Here is a 16877-nt window from a genome sequence, read left to right on the forward strand (position 1 = left end):
GCCCCCCGGTACCGTCGGATCGGTCGGGGTGATGACGATGGGATTCTCCTCCTCATCATCGTCGTCGGACGGCGTTGGAGCCACCAAGGTGATGGTCGTGTTACCGCCATCAAGGACGGCCGCAAAGCTGCCGCTGGAGCCGCTGATGCCGGTCAAGGTCAGGCTATGGCCGCCGCCCAGATCGATGGTGCCGCTGGCGGTGGCATTATTCAGCGCCGTCAGGTCGGCCCCGGTCACGACAATGCTGTCGCCGATCGCGAAATCGGCGATGGTGTCGCCATGGAAATTACTGGCGCTGTCCCGGAACACATCGTTGCCCGCGCCGCCCGACAGCGTGTCGTTGCCCGCGCCGCCCGAGAGCGTATCGTCGCCGGCATCGCCATTTAGCTGGTCGGCATCCTCATTGCCCGTAAGGACATCGTTACCGTCTCCCCCCCACAGCGTGTCGTCGCCAGCGAAACCGGACAGCGTGTCGTTATCGGCATCGCCATAGATCAGGTCGTGCCCGGCATGGCCGGATAGCGTATCGCCGCCAGCGCCGCCATAGATCGTGTCGTTGTCGTTATTGCCCCATATCCAATCAGCACCGTCTTCGCCGAAGAGGATATCGTTGCCGTCCGTGCCAATGAGGGTGTCGTTGCCCGCGCCGCCCCACAGCGTATCGTCGCCGTCGCCGCCGCTCAGACCGTCATTACCGGCATTGCCGTAAAGGGCGTCGGCGCCATCCTCGCCATATAGAAAATCATTGCCGTCGCCGCCCGACAGCGTGTCGTCGCCCGCGCCGCCATAGGCGGTATCGTTCCCCGCGCCGCCGTCGAGGCTGTCAGTGCCGGCATTACCATATAAGCGATCATTACCTTCGACGCCCGACAGGGTGTCGTCGCCCGCGCCGCCATAGGCGGTATCGTTCCCCGCGCCGCCGTCGAGGCTGTCAGTGCCGGCATTACCATATAAGCGATCATTACCTTCGACGCCCGACAGGGTGTCGTCGCCCGCGCCGCCATAGGCGGTATCGCTTCCCTCGCCGCCGGTGATCAGGAAAGCGCCATCGGTTTCAGCAGTGCCTACCCAATAGAGCGTATTAGGGCTGGCGGACGCATCGACCGTCAGAATCTTGCCGGCGGCCACGGTGGCGTCGTTTGTGGTGATGTTCTGTGTGCCGGCGGTTATCTCGATGGTTTCGACATTGGTCAATGTCGTGGCGTTGAATGTTACCGTCTGCGCAGCCTGAATGAGCAGCGTGTCGTCGCCGATGCCGCCATCGATGATGTCGCTAGCAGTCAGTACGTTGCGTATGCCGTCGCCAGCGCCCGCTATAATCGTATCGTTGCCGCCGCCGAGCACCGACGTATCCTCACCGTTTACGTTCCCCGGCGTATCGGTCTTGGTTGTCAACGACAACGTTACGGGGTCGGGCAGGATGGAAATGGTGGTGTCGCCCCCGCTATAGCTGGCCTTAAAGACGCCGTTGCTATCGGTGACGCCGGTCAGCGTCAAAGTGCCTCCATCCAGATCAATGCTGCCGCTGGCATCCTGATTGTCGAGCGCCGACAGGTCGATGCCGGTCACCACGATGGTGTCGCCGGCCGCGAAGTCCTCGATGGTGTCGCCGTTGAAATCGTCGGCGCTGCCCTGGAAGACGTCGTTGCCATTGCCGCCATACAGCGTATCGCTCCCCGCGCCGCCGCGAATTGTGTCCTCGCCATTATGGCCATTGAGCGTGTCGTCGCCGCTGCCGCCCTCGAGAAGATCGTTGCCGCCCTCGCCATTCAGCAGATCGCCGCCATCGCCGCCGGCTATGCTATCGGCCATCGCGCCGCCATACAGGGTATCGGACGCACCGCCGCCGGTGATCGAGAAGGTGCCGTTCGTCTCGAAATATCCCCAAAACTGGACCGTGTCGCTGCTGCCGGATGCGTCGACCGTCAGGGTTTCGCCTGCAGCGACCGTTGCATCGGCGGTGGTGATCTCCTGCACCCCTCCCGTGATGCTGATGGTCTCGAAATTGGTCAGCGTCGTGGCGGTGAATTCAACAGTGTGACCGACTGAAATCACCAGCGTGTCGTTGCCATCGTTGCCATCGATCGTATCCTCAGCATCATCCAGCGCGGTCGCGATGCCGGCCGTCAGCGTGTCGTCGCCGATGCTCAGGATCAAATCGTTTACGCCGGTCGTGAGATTTTCATCGTCGGGCCCGTATACCAGGGTGACGGTCGAATCGCCGCCCGATACGGCCACCGAAAACAGGCCGGAAGCCGAGGTAACCCCGGTCAGCTGGAGCGCCTGGCCGTCTCCCAGGGTAATCTTTCCGCTCGCCACCGTGCCATGCAGCGCCGACAGGTCGACGCCCGTCACCACAATGCTGTCACTCATGCCGAAATCGGTGATGGTGTCGCCGGCCAGATCGGCGACGCTGCCGCGAAACATATCGTTGCCGCTGCCGCCGGTAAGGCTGTCCACGCCGCCGCCGCCGACAATCGTATCGTTGCGATCGTCGCCGTTCAGCGTATCGTTACCCTGCCCGCCGACGATCGAATCGTCGCCCTCGCTGCCGGTGACGTTGAAGGACCCGTCCAATTCCGCAGCGCCTTGCCAGATCAGCGAGTCGGCGACGAACGCATCGACCGTCAGGGTTTCGCCGGCAGCCACAGTGGCGTCATCGGTGGTTATGTTATAGTCGCTGTCGTCTCCGATATTGATCTTCTCGACATTCCTCAGCGTGGTGGCGGTAAAGACGACCGTTTGCGAATTATTGAGATGCAGCGTGTCTTGGCCCGCCTTGCCGTCGATCATGTCGCCGGCGTTCAGGTGATCGGCGCTGTTCGCCGTAATCGTGTCGTCCCCGTTGGTGAGCACCGGCGCATCGTCGCCATCCGTCAGCGTTACACTATCCAGGAGGCCGGCGAAGGCCGCCTGGGTTTCGGCGGTGACGGCCAGTTCGACCGGCGCGCGATCGCGCCGCTGCAACAGCCAGCCGCCGCCCAGGGCCGCCGCGCCGACCGGATCCGCGGAAGCGGCGACGCCGACGCCCAGGGCGTCCTCCAGCACATCGATGAAATGCCGCCCCGCGCTTCCGGCGGCGACGGAGCAACCGTACAGCACGACCGATGCGTCAGGGTCGAGGGCCGCGCCGATGCGGGCCAAAGTTTCCCGCCGCTCCGCCAGCGCCGCCGCATCGATCCGTTCGCCCGCCAGATGCAGCGCGCCCGGCTCGCCATGGCTGATGATGTGGAGCGCCGCGACAGCGGCGCGCGCCTCAAGCGCCGTTGCGATTTGCGAAAGGGCGTCAGTTTTCTCACATAAGAGAATGGCCTCGGTTTGCGGCGCCAGACCGTTCATTAGGGACGACAAATTCTCGTCGGCCGCGCCGAAGACCACAAAACTGTTTTTCATGACAACCCCTAGTTTTTTGAATGTCGGGCCCTTGGTTTGGCTTTTGCTGCCGACATGGACTGTTAGATGGGTACTCTAAACATATTCGAAGCATTTTTATTTAAATTCCCTTAACCGGCGGAAATTTATTTCCCCATCTCCGCGTCGCCCCTGCGAATCTTTCGAAACCTCAACATTAAAAAGATCATTGATGATTGATCATAGATAATTTACAGAAGATGGCAATCACAGCCACGCTCCGCCTGGGATGGCGCGAAAGAGTGGCGTCTAGCTGGGGGAAGCCGTTTCCAATGAATTTCGAACTGTCCGACGACCAGAACATGGCGGTGGAGAATTGGCGCCGCTTTCTGGAGCGGGAGATCAAGCCGATCACCGACCAGCATCGTGACAAGCCGTTCCCGAAGGACGTGCTGAAGGGCCTGCTGCGGGCGACCTGCGAATACGGCGTCGGCAATGGCTGGGTCCCGGAGGAAGGCGGCGGCCTGGGCCTCGATTTCGTCACCAGCGGCCTGCTCTATGAGGAGCTGGCGCGGGTCTCGGCCGATCTGGCGGGGGCCGCCTTCGTGAATGAGGGCGCGGCGGTGAAGGTGTTCAACGCCGGCTCGCCCGAATTGCGGGAACGCTATCTGGAGGCCACGCTGGCCGGCGAGCTGATCGGCTGCTCGGCAATCAGCGAGCCCAATGCCGGCTCGCATGTGCGCGGCATGCGCACCAAGGCGGTGCGCGAGGGCGACACTTACCGCCTCAATGGCGAGAAGCTGTGGATCTCCAACAGCTCCGCCGCCGATTACACCGTCGCCGTGGCGCTGACCGGCGAGCAGGAATTCACCATGTTCCTGGTCGACCGCGATGAGCACGGCTTCGAGACCCGCGAGGTCGAGAAGCTGGGGCTGAACAGCTGGTCGATGGGCCAGGTAATCTTCAACGATGTCGTGGTGCCGGCCAAGAACATCCTCGGCAAGGTGGGCGGCGGCCTGCGCGAGACCATGAAGGGCTTCGAGCGTTCGCGCTGCTTCATCTCGCTGGTGGCGCTGGGCCTCGGCCGGGCCAGCCTGGATGCCTCGATCGATTACGCGCAGCAGCGCCAGGCGTTCGGCAAGCCGATCGGCGCGCATCAGTTGGTCCAGCAGCTCATCGCCGAAATGGCCATCGAGCTGGAGGCCTCGCGCCTGATGGTGTTCCGCGCGCTGTCGCTGCTCGATCTCGGCGCCGGCTCGAACGTTGAGGCGGCGATGGCCAAGGCCTTCACCACGGAAGCGGTGCAGCGCATCACCTCCAAGGCGATCCAGGTGCATGGCGCGTTCGGCGTGACCTCGGAATTCCCGGTGGAGCGCCATTTCCGCTCGGCCCGGATGCTGACCATCCCGGACGGCACCACGCAGATCAACAACCTCATCATCGGCCGCAAGCTGCTCGGCCTCGACGCTTTCGCCTAAGGATCATCATGTCGCAGATCAATTCCGCCCTGCTGTCGGCCGCCGGCCGCGTGTCAGAAGCCAGCACCGCTACGGCCCGCACGGGCGCCCAGCTTCTGGTCGACACCCTGCAGGCCAATGGCGTCGACCGCGCCTTCTGCGTGCCGGGCGAAAGCTACCTCGCCGTGCTCGACGCGCTGCATGACGCGCCGGAGATCGAACTGGCCGTGTGCCGCCAGGAAGGCGGGGCGGCGATGATGGCGGAGGCCTATGGCAAGCTGACCGGCAGGCCCGGCGTGTGCATGGTCACGCGCGGCCCCGGCGCCACCAACGCCTCCATCGGCATCCACACCGCGTTCCAGGATTCGACGCCGATGATCCTGTTCGTCGGCCAGGTTGGGCGCGACATGCGCGACCGCGAGGCGTTCCAGGAGCTGGATTACCGCCGCGTCTTCGGCCAGATGGCGAAGGACGTGCTGGAGATCGACGACGCCGCGCGCATGCCGGAGATCGTCAGCCGCGCCTTCTACACCGCGACCGCCGGCCGGCCCGGCCCGGTCGTCATCGCCCTGCCGGAAGACATGCTGCGCGACGTTGCGGAGGCGGCGGCGCCGCGCCCCTGCCAGCCGGTCGAGACCGATATCGGCCAGCCGGAGCTGGCGCGCCTGAAGGATCTGCTGGCGGCGGCCGAGCGGCCGTTCCTGATCGTCGGCGGCGGCGGATGGAGCGCGGAGGCCGCGGCCGATCTGGAGGCCTTCGCCACGGCGCACAAGGTGCCGGTCGGCGCGTCCTTCCGCTGCCAGGATTATATCGACAACAGCCATCCGCTCTATGCCGGCCATGTCGGCGTCGGTATCGACGCCAATCTGGGCCGCCGGGTGCGCGAGGCGGATTTGCTGATCGTCCTCGGCGCGCGGCTGGGCGAGATGACCACCAGCGGCTACACGCTGCTCGACGTGCCGGCCCCGCGCCAGGTGCTGGTCCATGTGCATGCCGACGCGGAGGAGCTGGGCCGCGTCTACCGGCCCGATCTCGGCATCAACGCCTCGCTGGGCCGCTTCGCCCGCGCGCTGCGCGGCCTGCAAGCCCCCGCCGCCTGCCGCTGGGATGGCTGGGCGAGCGAGGCGCGCCGCGAGTTCGAGGCCTATGTCCAGCCAACCGAGGTGCCGGGCGAGGTCAATCTCGGCCGCGTCGTCGCCGCGCTGCGCGAGGTGCTGCCGCCGGAAGCCATCGTGACCAACGGGGCCGGCAATTACGCCACCTTCGTGCATCGCTTCCACCTCTATCGCCGGTTCCGCAGCCAGCTTGCGCCGACCTCCGGCTCGATGGGCTATGGCCTGCCGGCGGCGGTGGCCGCGCAGCTCGTCCATCGCGACCGGCCGGTGGTGTGCTTCGCCGGCGATGGCTGCTTCATGATGACCTGCCAGGAATTCACCACGGCGGTGCGCTACGACCTGCCCATCGTGGTGGTGGTGGCCAATAACGGCATGTACGGCACCATCCGCATGCATCAGGAGCGCGATTATCCCAACCGCGTCTCCGGCACCGACCTGGTGAACCCGGACTTCGCCCGCTTCGCCGAAGCCTGTGGCGGCCATGGCGAGCTGGTCGAGCGGACCGAGGATTTCGCCGCCGCCTTCGCGCGCGCCCGCGCCTCCGGCAAGGCCGCCATCATCGAGCTGCGCATCGATCCCGAGGCGCTGACGCCGAACGCCTCGCTGTCGCAGATTCGCGACGGCGCCGCCGGCAAGAAGAAACGCTGAGGGCGGGACGCGGCGATGTCGGTCGACTTCACCATCATCGGCGGCGGGATCGTCGGCATATCCACCGCTCTGCATCTGGCGGAGCGGTTTCCCGGCGCATCAATCCTGGTGCTGGAGAAGGAGCCTGCGCTCGCCGTACACCAGACCGGCCATAACAGCGGCGTCATCCATGCCGGCGTCTATTACCAGCCGGGCAGCCTGAAGGCGCGCTTCTGCCGCGAGGGTCTGGCGGCGACGATGGCATTCTGCCGCCGGCACGATCTGCCCTACGACAAATGCGGCAAGCTGATCGTCGCCACCGACGATGCCGAGCTGGCGCGGATGGAGGCACTGCACCAGCGCGCCCAGGCGAACGATCTGACGATCGAGCGGCTGGACGCGGCGGAGCTGCGCCGGCGCGAGCCGCGCATCGTCGGCAAGGGCGCACTGTTCGTCGCCGATACCGGCATCGTCGACTACACCGCCGTCACCCGCGCCATGGCCGATGCGCTCCAGGCTTCCGGCGGCACAATCCAGCTCAACACGGCGGTTCGTGATATCTGGGAAGAGCCCGACGCGGTGCTGGTGGATACCGATGGCGGCCTCATCCGCACCCGCCATCTGATCGTCTGCGCCGGGCTGATGGCCGACCGGCTGGCCGAGATGTGCGGCCTGGGGGCTGATTTCCGCATCGTGCCATTCCGCGGCGAATATTACCGGCTGCCGGCGGAGAAGGACGATATCGTCCGCCATCTGATCTACCCGGTCCCGGACCCGGCGCTGCCGTTCCTGGGCGTACATCTGACCCGGATGATCGGCGGCTATGTCACCGTCGGCCCCAACGCCGTGCTGGCGACCAGGCGCGAGGGCTATCGCAAGGGCGATATCGATTTTCGCGACATGGCGGAGATGCTGACCTATCGCGGCTTCTGGAACGTGTTGCGGCGTAATCTGCGCTCCGGCCTGTCGGAGATGGGCAATTCGCTGATCAAGCGGCGCTATCTGGCGCTGTGCCGGAAATACTGCCCGGAGCTGACCGAGGAAGACCTGCTGCCGCATCCCGCCGGCGTGCGCGCCCAGGCGGTGCTGCCGGACGGCACGCTGGTCCATGACTTCCTGATCAAGAACACCGCGCGGACGATCCATGTCTGCAACGCGCCGTCGCCGGCCGCGACATCGGCCATCCCGATCGGCCGGCACATCGTCGACAGCGCGGTAGAGAGATTCGGCCTGCAAGGCGGGCCGTACGCAGCGCAACCCCTGCCGCAGGCGGCGGGAGGTCGCGTCTAAGAGCCGGAATAGGCCGACAGTCGCTTTCACCAGGGACCGCGAGAAGCACGGTCCGATTCACACAAGCGGGAGGAAAAAATGACGCTATCGACAATTTTCAAAGGCTCCAGGCTCATGGCGGCAACCGTCGCCGCCGTTGGTCTGCTGGCCATCAATGCCAGCGCGGCCTCGGCCGACATGGCGAAGCCGAAGCGGCAGTTCATGTCGCTGGGCACGTCCAGCGTTGGCGGCACCTGGTTCTCGCTCGGCGGGGCCATGGCCAGCCTGATCAGCAAGCAATATCCGGAGCTGAACGTCACCGCCGAGATCACCGGCGGCACGGTCGACAATCTGAAGCTGATGGGTAACGAGAAGCTGGAGCTGGCCTTCGCGACCAACGCGGAAGCCTATCTGGCGGCCAACGGCCAGGGCCCGTTCAAGGAGAAGATGGACGGCTTCGCCGGCGTGGTCGGCGGCCATGGCATCTTCTGGCACCTCTATACGCTGAAGAGCACCGGCATCAAGTCGATCCGCGACCTGAAGGGCAAGCGCATCTCGCTCGGCGCCGCCGGCTCCATCGGCAATTCCATCGGCGAGACCGTGCTGAAGGCGCACGGGCTGGAGATGGGCAAGGATTGGAGCCCGGAATATCTGGGCCATGGCGACGGCCCGGGCGCGCTGCGCGACGGCACCATCGACGCGGCGCTGGTCATCAGCTCTTTTCCGACCTCGGCGGTCATCGACATGACCAGCTCGGACGGCGAGAATGTCGTGTTCCTGAACCCGGAGCCCGAGGTTCTGGACGGGCTGCTGAAGGAGCGCCCCTATTGGACCAAGGTGCCGATTCCGGGCGGCATCTATAAGGGCCATCCGAACGACATTCCGAACTCCTTCGGCGTCTCCACCATCCTGATTGCCAGCAAAAAGCTGAGCAAGGAGGCGGTCTACGCCATCACCAAATCGATCCTTGAGAATAACGACACCCTCTCCAAGTCGCATGCGCTCGGCAAGGATTGGAGCAAGCAGAACGCGACGCGCGGCATCAAGGGCGTGATCGAGTTCCATCCGGGGGCGGAAGCCTATCTCAAGGAACAGGGGCTCCTCTAACATGCTCGGTCTTCCTTCGCCCGCAGCGTTTCGCGCGCTGCGGGAGAAGGAGGCTTGGCCAGCGTTGCTGGTGGGCCTCCTTGCGGCCTCTTTCTCCGTGTTTCACCTGTACACGAGCTATCGCGGCACGCTGCCAACGCTACAACAGGTATATGTGCATCTCAGCTTCGCGCTGGTGCTGATCTTCCTGACCGTCCCCAGCTTCGGCAAGGAATCCCGCCTGCGCGCGCTCCGCTGGGTCATCGACGCGCCTTTCGCGGTCGGCTCGGCGGTCATCGGCATCTATGTCGTGATGAATTTCATGGACATCTCGCAGCGCGGCGCCGGCGACCCCGCTCAGGCGACCGTGGTGCTCGGCGTCCTCGCCACCGTGCTGGTGCTGGAAGGCACGCGGCGGATGATCGGCTGGGCGCTGCCGGCGCTGGCCATCCTGTTCATCATCTACGCCTTCGTCGGGCCGCACATGCCGGGCATGCTGGCGCATCGCGGCTTCGATATCGAGCGGCTGGCCTCCACCTTCTATATCTCGGCTTCGGGCATCGCCGGCACGCCGTTGCAGGTGTCGGCCACCTATGTCGCCGTCTTCGTCATTTTCGCCGCCTTCCTGGACACTTCGGGGGCCGGCAAGTTCTTCATCGACTGGAGCTACGCGGCCCTGGCCTGGTTCCGCGGCGGTCCCGCCAAGGTGGCCATCCTAGCCAGCTCGCTGATGGGCACCGTGAACGGCAGCGCCGTGGCCAATACCGTGGCGACCGGCACCTTCACCATCCCGGTGATGAAGCGCGCCGGGCTGGACCGTAATTTCGCCGGCGCGGTGGAGGCGGCCGCCTCCTCCGGCGGGCAGATCGTGCCGCCGGTGATGGGTGCTGCGGCCTTCATCATGGTCGAGATCGTCGGCCGGCCGTATTCCGAGATCATGGTCGCGGCCGCACTGCCGGCGCTGCTGTACTACGTCGCCCTGTTCGTCATGGTCGATTTCGAGGTCGCGCGCCAGGGCATCCGCGGCATCCCGCGCCATGAGCTGCCGAGCGCCTGGAAGGTCTTCCGCAGCGGCTGGCATCTGACCGCGCCGCTGCTGATCCTGATCTATCTGCTGGTCGTGGTGCGCTATACCCCGTTCAAGGCGGCGTTCTACGCCGTGCTGGCAGTCGTGGCGGTGAGCTGGCTGTCCAGCGCCACCCGCATGGGGCCGGCCAAGCTGTTCGAGGCGCTGAAGCGCGGCGGCACCGGCATGCTGGAGGTGGCGACGGCCTGTGCGTGCGCCGGCATAACCATCGGCGTGCTGATGCTGACCGGCCTGGCGCTGCGCCTGTCTGGCATCCTGATCGACTTTTCCGGCGGCAACCTGTTCGTGCTGCTGGTGCTGACCATGGTGATCTCCATCATCCTCGGCATGGGGCTGCCCACCTCGGCGGTCTATATCGTGCTGGCGACGCTGGTGGTGCCGGCGATGACCACGCTGGGCGTGGAGCCGCTGGCGGCGCATCTGTTCGTGTTCTATTTCGGCGTCATGGCGAATGTGACCCCGCCGGTGGCGATCGCCGCCTATGCCGGCGCGGCCATAGCCGGGGGCGATGCGACCAAGACAGGGTTCATCGCCTTCCGCCTCGCGTTGTCGGGCTTCCTGCTGCCGTTCATCTGGGTCTACAACCCCGCCCTGCTGTTCCAGGGCGAATGGACCGCCGTGGCGATGGCGGCGGTGTCGGCGGTGATCGGCGTGGTGGCGCTGGCGGCCGCGGTGCAGGGCTATCTGTTCCGCGCCCATGCGGTCTGGTACCAGCGGCTGCTGCTGGGGGCCGGCGCGCTGGCGTTGATCAAGCCGGGCCTAACCACCGACCTGATCGGGCTGGGGCTGATCGCCGCCGCCATCCTGGCGCGCTTCGCGATCGGCGCGCCGGCGGTGATGGAGCGGAAGCTGGAGGAGGCGTCGTGACCCCCGCCAGCATCCAGACCGCCAAGGTCGATATCCTCGTCCTGGGCGGCGGCATGGCAGGCTACCGGGCGGCTGTCGCCGCCCGGGAAGCCGGGGCCGATGTCGGCCATGTCTACCTGGCGCGCGGGGCCTCGCCCTATGTGATCGGGGCCAATGTGCCGCTGGGCGCGGTCGATCCGCGCGACAATCCCGAGCAGTATATCGAGGATATGCTGCAGGGCGGCTACCACCTCAGCGACCTCCGGCTGCTGACCGCCCTGGCGGAGAACGCGGTCGCCTCCTTCGAGGATCTGGTGCGCCTGGGCGTGCCGTTCGCGAAGGGCGATAGCGGCTATCTGCAGCGTCACCTGTCGGGCAACAAATTCCCCCGTTCGGTCTATGTACCGCAGGGCGTGGGCAAGGTGATCCTGGAGCATCTGACCCGCCATGCCGAGGAGATCGGCGTGCGCGCCTGGTCGGGCTACCGGGTCGTCTCGCTGCTGCGGCACGAGGGCGCGGTGGTCGGCGCGCTGATGGCGGATCGCCGCTCCGGCGACCTGCTGGCGGTGCATGCCGGCTCGGTCGTACTGGCGATGGGCGGCATCGGCCAGATCTATGCCGACAGCACCTATCCCACCGATGTCGCCGCCGACGCCTATGCGCTGGCGCTGGAGGCGGGGGCGACGCTGATCGACATGGAGTTCGTGCAGTTCGAGCCGGTGGTGATCGTCGAGCCGGAAGGCTGCCGGGGTATGGAAATGCCGACCGCCATGCTGGGCGACGGCGCGCATATCCTGAATGCCGAGGGCGAGCGCTTCATGTTCCGCTACAACCCGGAACATGGCGAGCGGCAGATCGAAAAGGCGCGGATGTCGCTGTGCATCCAGCAGGAGATCGACGAGGGCCGGGGCTTCCCCGGCGACACCGTGCTGTTCGACACGACCGTGGTGCCGGTCGACAAGCTGGAAAGCTACGTCTCGCACTGCAAGCGCCTGCGCGCCGCCGGACTGGAGCCGCGCGAGCGCGGGCCGATGGTCCGCCCGGCCGCGCATAGCGAGATGGGCGGCGTGTTCATCGACGCCGAGGGTTTCACCGGCGTGCCTGGCCTCTATGCCGTCGGCGAGGCCAGCGGCGGCATCCACGGCGCCAGCCGCCTGGCCGGCAATGGCGGCGGCGAGACAATCGCCATGGGCTGGCTGGTCGGCCGCGCGGTCGCCCGCCGGATCGTGAAGCCGGCCGTGTCCGACTGGGGTCCGGTCCATGCCGACGCGCTCGGCAGCTTCCTGGGCGGTGGCGGCGGCAAGGCGGGCGGCGCGATCGACGAGATCAAGCAGGCGATCCGCACGACGATGAGTGGCTGCGCCGGCCTCTACCGCACCGGAGAGGGGCTTGAGGCGGGCATCCACCGCATGACCGACCTGGCCCTGATGGCCGAGGCGCTGCCGGTCGACACGCTGGAGGCGGCACTGGGCGCGCGCTCCTGCCGCAACATGGCGATGGTGGCCGGGCTGATCCTGCGCGGGGCGCTGACCCGCACGGAAAGCCGGGGCGCGCATCAGCGCCGTGACCATCCAAACCGCGACGACACGCTCTGGCTGAAGCATCTGGGCTTCCGCCGCGAGAATTCGGGCCGCATCCGCATGGACGCGGTGGCCCTTCAATGATTCATTCCGATCAGGAGACTTCCATGCAGGACAAGCCGCTTAAGGGCGTCAAGGTCGCTGACTTCACCCGGCTGTTCGCCGGCCCCTTCTGCACCATGCTGCTGGCCGATCTGGGCGCCGACGTGGTGAAAATCGAAGCGCCGGAAGGCGATCCGATCCGCCATCAGGGCCCGCCCTTCTATGACGAGAAGAGCATGGGCTTCCTGGCGGTGAACCGGAACAAGCGGTCCGTTGTGCTGAACGCCAAGGACCCGGAGCAGCTTGCCGTCACCCGGCGGCTTGCCGAGCAGGCCGACATCATCGTGGAGAATTTCCGCCCCGGCGTGATGGACCGCATGGGGCTGGGCTATGCCGAGCTGTCGGCGAAGAATCCCCGCCTGGTCTATGCCTCGATGTCCGGCATGGGGGCGACCGGCCCGCTGCGCGACAAGGGCGCGTTCGACCTGACGATCCAGGCCGAGGCCGGCTTCATGAGCCTGACCGGGGAGCCGGACGGCACGCCGATCAAGCTGGGCACCTCGGTGTTCGACCTGGTGTGCGGCCAGTACGCGCTGAGCGCCATCCTCACCGCGCTCTACCAGCGCGAGCAGACCGGCAAGGGCAGCCATATCGAGACCAGCCTGTTCGAAGGGCTGGTGAGCTATCTGGTCGATGCCGGGCTGGAATGGCTGTTGATGGGCAATCTGCGCCCGAAATGGGGCTCCGAGCATGCCAGCAACGTGCCCTACAAGGCGTTCAAGGCCGCCGATGGCTGGATCGTGATCGGCGCGGCGGTGCAGCGGCTGTACGAATCCTTCGTCACGGTGCTGGGCCGGGCCGACCTGCTGGAGGATCCGCGCTTCACCACCATGCGAGACCGGGTCAGCAACCGCGTCGAGCTCTACGCCATCCTGGATGCCGAGGTGGCGAAATGGCCAGTTGAGGAACTGGCGGAGAAGCTGGACACCGCCAATGTCCCCTGCGCGCCGGTGAACACCATGGAGGGCGTCTTCAAGCACCCGCAGACCCTGGCCCGCGACATGCTGGTGAAGGCCCGCAAGCCGGACGGCACCGACATGCCGATGATCGGCTCGGCCATTAAGTTCGACAATTTCGATATCTCCGCCGACTGGAAGGCCCCGCCCGCCCTGGGCGCGCACACCGACGAGGTGCTGGCCGACTGGTTGAATGGCGGCACCCGCCGCGCCGCGCAGTAGGAAGCAATGACAATGCAGCAGGAAACCAAGCCGGCGGTCGAGATCGGCAGCCGCATCGTCTTCACCAAGACGATCTCCGAATCCGACGTCTATCTCTATGCCGGCATCACCGGCGATTTCTCGCCGAACCATATCGACGAGGTCTATATGAGCGCCGGCCGCTACGGCCGCCGCATCGCCCATGGCACGCTGATGATGGGGCTGATGTCGGCCGCCTCGGCGCGGCTCTATCTCGGGCGCACCGTGTCGCTGGGCTATGACCGCATCCGCTTCACCGCCCCGGTGTTCTTCGGCGACACCATCGCCACCAGCTACACGCTGGTCCGCATCGACGAGGAGAAACGCCGCGCCTACGCCGATGTGGAATGCGTGAACCAGGACGGCGCCGTGGTTGCCGTCGCCACCAACGTCCGGGCCTGGGTGGATTGAGCATGACGCAAGACAACATCCTGCTGGTCGAGGAGCGCGGCCAGACCGCCATCCTGACCCTGAACCGCCCGCAGGCGCAGAACGCCATCTCCAAGGCGCTGGCGGAAACCCTGGAAAGCACGCTGCGCGGCATCGCCAAGCGCAAGGATATCCGCGTGGTGATCATCACCGGCGCGGGCGAGAAGGCGTTTTCCGCCGGCACCGACCTGAAGGAGCGCCGCGATTTGTCGGCCGACGGCAAGTGGGAGCAGGCCGGCGCGCTGCGCAAGGCCAACGACGTGATCTGGAACCTGCCGCAGCCGGTCATCGCCGCGATCCAGGGCTGGTGCCTGGGCGGCGGCTACGAGATCGCGCTGAATTGCGACATCCGCATCGCCTCAAGGACGGCTGTCTTCTCCTGGCCGGAAATGCAGCTCGGCGCCTATCCCGGCGGGACGGCGGGGGTGATGTTCCCCCGCCTGATCGGCCGCGCCCGCGCCAAGGAGCTGTTCTTCACCGCCCGCAAGGTGAAGGCGGAGGAGGCATTCGATTTGGGTATCGTCGAGCGGGTGACGGAGCCGGGCGAGCATCTGGCGACCGCGCTGGCGCTGGCCGAGGAGATCATCGCCAATTCCAGCCCGCTGGGCTGCGCCGCGGTGAAGCAGATGGTCAATCTGGGCAGCGACATGAGCGTCGGCGAGGCGCATGCGCTGAACGATCTGCTGCGCCGCCCGTTGGAAGGCACGAAGGATTACGAGGAAGGCATCCAGGCTTTCTTTGAGAAGCGCCGGCCAGTCTGGCGTGGTGAATAAGCGGATAACCACCATACTATGGTAAAATGACGCTTGAGATTGTATCGGACAGCGGGTTTACCCCCGCTTTCCGCCTGACCGGCCAGGAGGGCTGTTTGTCCGATAACCCGAAAAGAATGCCGCATGCTGCAAAAGCTTGATTCCACACCGCTGCATGAACGCGTTTACCAGCAGCTTCGTCGCGCCATCATGGCCGGGCTCTACTCGCCCGGCCAAAGCTTCAATTACGGCCAGGTCGCGAAGGAACTGGGCACCAGCGTCATGCCGGTGCGCGAGGCGCTGAACCGGCTGGCGGCGGAGCGGGCGGTGGAGATACTGCCCAAGCGCGGCGTGGTGATCCCGCCGATGACGCCGGAGAAATATAACGAGATCGGCCGGGTGCGGCTGAAGCTGGAAGGCATGGCCGGCGAGATGGCGGCGCAGGCCATTACCGACGAGACGCTGGCGGCGCTGAACACAATCGTCGCCGAAATGCTGGCAATGCGCGAGCAATCGCGCCGCTGGCAGGATTACGTGCTGATGAATTACGAGTTCCATTTCGCCGTCTACCGGGCCGGCGCGCCGCAGATCCTGCTGCCGCTGATCGAGAGCCTGTGGCTGCAATCCGGCCCGCTGCTCAACGTCTACAAGGATGTCGGCATCATGGAGAATTCGCACCGCCACGACAATATCGTGGACGCGCTGAAAAGCAGAGACGCGGCCAGGGCGCGCAAGACCATCCAGATCGATCTTATCGCCGGCTTCGACTACATCTCGCGCGCGCATGGCTGGTCGATGGATTTCGCCCTCGACCCGCTCTAAGGCCGCCGAGGCCCCGTACCGCGCCGCCTAAGGCGCGGCGCTCGCCAGCAGCATCACCGGGATTGTCGGAAGATTGACCACGGCGTGCACCATGACGGCCGGCCAGATCGAGCCGCTGCGGCGGAACACCTCGCCGGCGATGACGCCGGCCACCAGGGCGGCCGGAAACACGATGTTGATTCCGTGGAACAGGGCGAAGATCAACGCTCCGCCCCCGACGCCGACGAACGGCCCGTAGCGCAGCAAGGCGCGGGTGACGACGCCACGGAACAGAAACTCCTCGCCCAGCGGCGTCACCACCGTCAGGAAGATCGTCGCCAATAGGGCGGCCCCTGCCCCGCCGCTGGCGCCCGTGGCGTAGATTTGCTGCGGGCTGACATCGTCCCCGGTCAGCGCGATATAGGCCAGGATGGCGAGGCTCTTGAGCAGGAACGCGGCCAGCCCCGCCGCCGCGCCGATCAACAGCCAGCGCCCGGAGGTCGGCCGCACGCCGAACGCCTCCCAGGCGCGGATGCGCAGGAGGAACGCGGCAAGAAAGCCGGCCATGCCCGCAATGCCGGAAAGCGCGGTGAAGATCAGGCCGATGGCGACCGGATCGATGGGAAGCCGCGCGATGAGGATGCCGCCGCAGAACCCGACGACGACCAGCATCGCGAGGCCCGCCGCGATCTCCCGCCATCCCGGGCGCAAGGCCGGCTGGGAATGCGTCATGGATCAGGCAAGGATGGCCGTGACCCGGATTTCGACATGCATCGTCGGCAGCCCCAGCGCCTCGACGCCCACCTGGGTCCAGATCGGCGCATGGTCGGGCATATAGTGGCGATACAGCTTGCTCATGGTCTCGTTGACCGCCGGGGGAAAGCCGCCGACATGGTAGGAATTGACATGCACGACATGCTCCCATCCCGCGCCGGCCGCCGCCAGGGTCCGCTCCACATTGCGGAACGCCTGGGCGATCTCGTCCTCCAGCGAGGTGGGGATTTCCAGATCGTCATTCCAGCCGCCTTGGCCGGAAATCTCCACGCGGTTTCCAATCTTCACCGCCTGCGAGTAGTGCAATAAGTCCCGCAGCTTTTCGCCATAGCCGGGGGTGAGGAAGAATTCAGGCTTGTCCATTGGATGTCTCCGTTCGACGTGTTGGATTTCTGTTTCGGCGTC

General features: G+C 65.9%; 13 protein-coding genes. 10 read left to right on the plus strand and 3 right to left on the minus strand.

Annotated features, from left to right (window positions below):
- On the minus strand, positions 1-3393 hold a 3393-nt coding region (locus tag AUP43_RS11240; protein ID WP_157089327.1), incomplete at its 3' end, for a DUF4347 domain-containing protein.
- Positions 3394-3683: 290 nt separating this feature from the next.
- On the opposite strand from AUP43_RS11240, the gene AUP43_RS11245 reads away from it, so the two are divergent.
- From AUP43_RS11245 to AUP43_RS11290, 10 genes are all read left to right on the plus strand, one after another.
- The gene (locus tag AUP43_RS11245; RefSeq protein WP_067556756.1) at positions 3684-4829 is read left to right on the plus strand and encodes an acyl-CoA dehydrogenase family protein; all 1146 of its coding nucleotides are present in this window, start codon (positions 3684-3686) and stop codon (positions 4827-4829) included.
- Between the two features lie 8 nt (positions 4830-4837).
- Complete coding sequence (locus tag AUP43_RS11250) at positions 4838-6571, plus strand: thiamine pyrophosphate-binding protein (RefSeq protein WP_084462741.1); 1734 nt, start codon at positions 4838-4840, stop codon at positions 6569-6571.
- A gap of 15 nt (positions 6572-6586) precedes the next feature.
- Entirely contained in the window at positions 6587-7840 is a 1254-nt protein-coding gene (gene lhgO / locus AUP43_RS11255; RefSeq protein ID WP_084462742.1) for an L-2-hydroxyglutarate oxidase, read from the plus strand.
- A 78-nt stretch (positions 7841-7918) separates the two neighbouring features.
- Positions 7919-8926: a TAXI family TRAP transporter solute-binding subunit gene (locus AUP43_RS11260; RefSeq protein WP_067556759.1), complete on the plus strand. Its 1008-nt coding sequence runs from the start codon at positions 7919-7921 to the stop codon at positions 8924-8926.
- 1 nt (position 8927) lies between these two features.
- Positions 8928-10859, plus strand: coding sequence for a TRAP transporter permease (locus AUP43_RS11265; protein ID WP_084462743.1), 1932 nt, complete (start codon positions 8928-8930; stop codon positions 10857-10859).
- Positions 10856-12502 (plus strand): FAD-binding protein, encoded by a 1647-nt coding sequence (locus AUP43_RS11270; RefSeq protein ID WP_067556764.1) that lies wholly within the window; start codon positions 10856-10858, stop codon positions 12500-12502. The genes AUP43_RS11265 and AUP43_RS11270 overlap by 4 nt, the downstream gene beginning before the upstream one ends.
- Positions 12503-12525: 23 nt before the next feature.
- The gene (locus tag AUP43_RS11275; protein ID WP_067556805.1) at positions 12526-13698 is read left to right on the plus strand and encodes a CaiB/BaiF CoA transferase family protein; all 1173 of its coding nucleotides are present in this window, start codon (positions 12526-12528) and stop codon (positions 13696-13698) included.
- Positions 13699-13710: 12 nt separating this feature from the next.
- Positions 13711-14127 (plus strand): MaoC family dehydratase, encoded by a 417-nt coding sequence (locus AUP43_RS11280; protein WP_157089328.1) that lies wholly within the window; start codon positions 13711-13713, stop codon positions 14125-14127.
- Between the two features lie 2 nt (positions 14128-14129).
- A complete protein-coding gene (locus AUP43_RS11285) occupies positions 14130-14918 on the plus strand; it encodes an enoyl-CoA hydratase/isomerase family protein (RefSeq protein ID WP_067556768.1) in 789 nt (262 codons plus the stop codon).
- Positions 14919-15041: 123 nt separating this feature from the next.
- Positions 15042-15719 carry a GntR family transcriptional regulator gene (locus AUP43_RS11290; RefSeq protein WP_067556771.1) on the plus strand — a complete coding sequence of 226 codons (678 nt, stop codon included), beginning with the start codon at positions 15042-15044 and terminating at the stop codon, positions 15717-15719.
- A gap of 27 nt (positions 15720-15746) precedes the next feature.
- Here the strand turns inward: AUP43_RS11290 and AUP43_RS11295 are convergent, their stop codons facing one another.
- Positions 15747-16430: a CPBP family intramembrane glutamic endopeptidase gene (locus AUP43_RS11295; protein WP_067556774.1), complete on the minus strand. Its 684-nt coding sequence runs from the start codon at positions 16428-16430 to the stop codon at positions 15747-15749.
- 3 nt (positions 16431-16433) lie between these two features.
- A complete protein-coding gene (locus AUP43_RS11300) occupies positions 16434-16835 on the minus strand; it encodes a RidA family protein (protein ID WP_067556776.1) in 402 nt (133 codons plus the stop codon).
- Positions 16836-16877 lie beyond the last annotated feature (42 nt).

The sequence above is a fragment of the Oceanibaculum pacificum genome (genome assembly GCF_001618175.1).
GTDB classification, from domain to species: domain Bacteria; phylum Pseudomonadota; class Alphaproteobacteria; order Oceanibaculales; family Oceanibaculaceae; genus Oceanibaculum; species Oceanibaculum pacificum.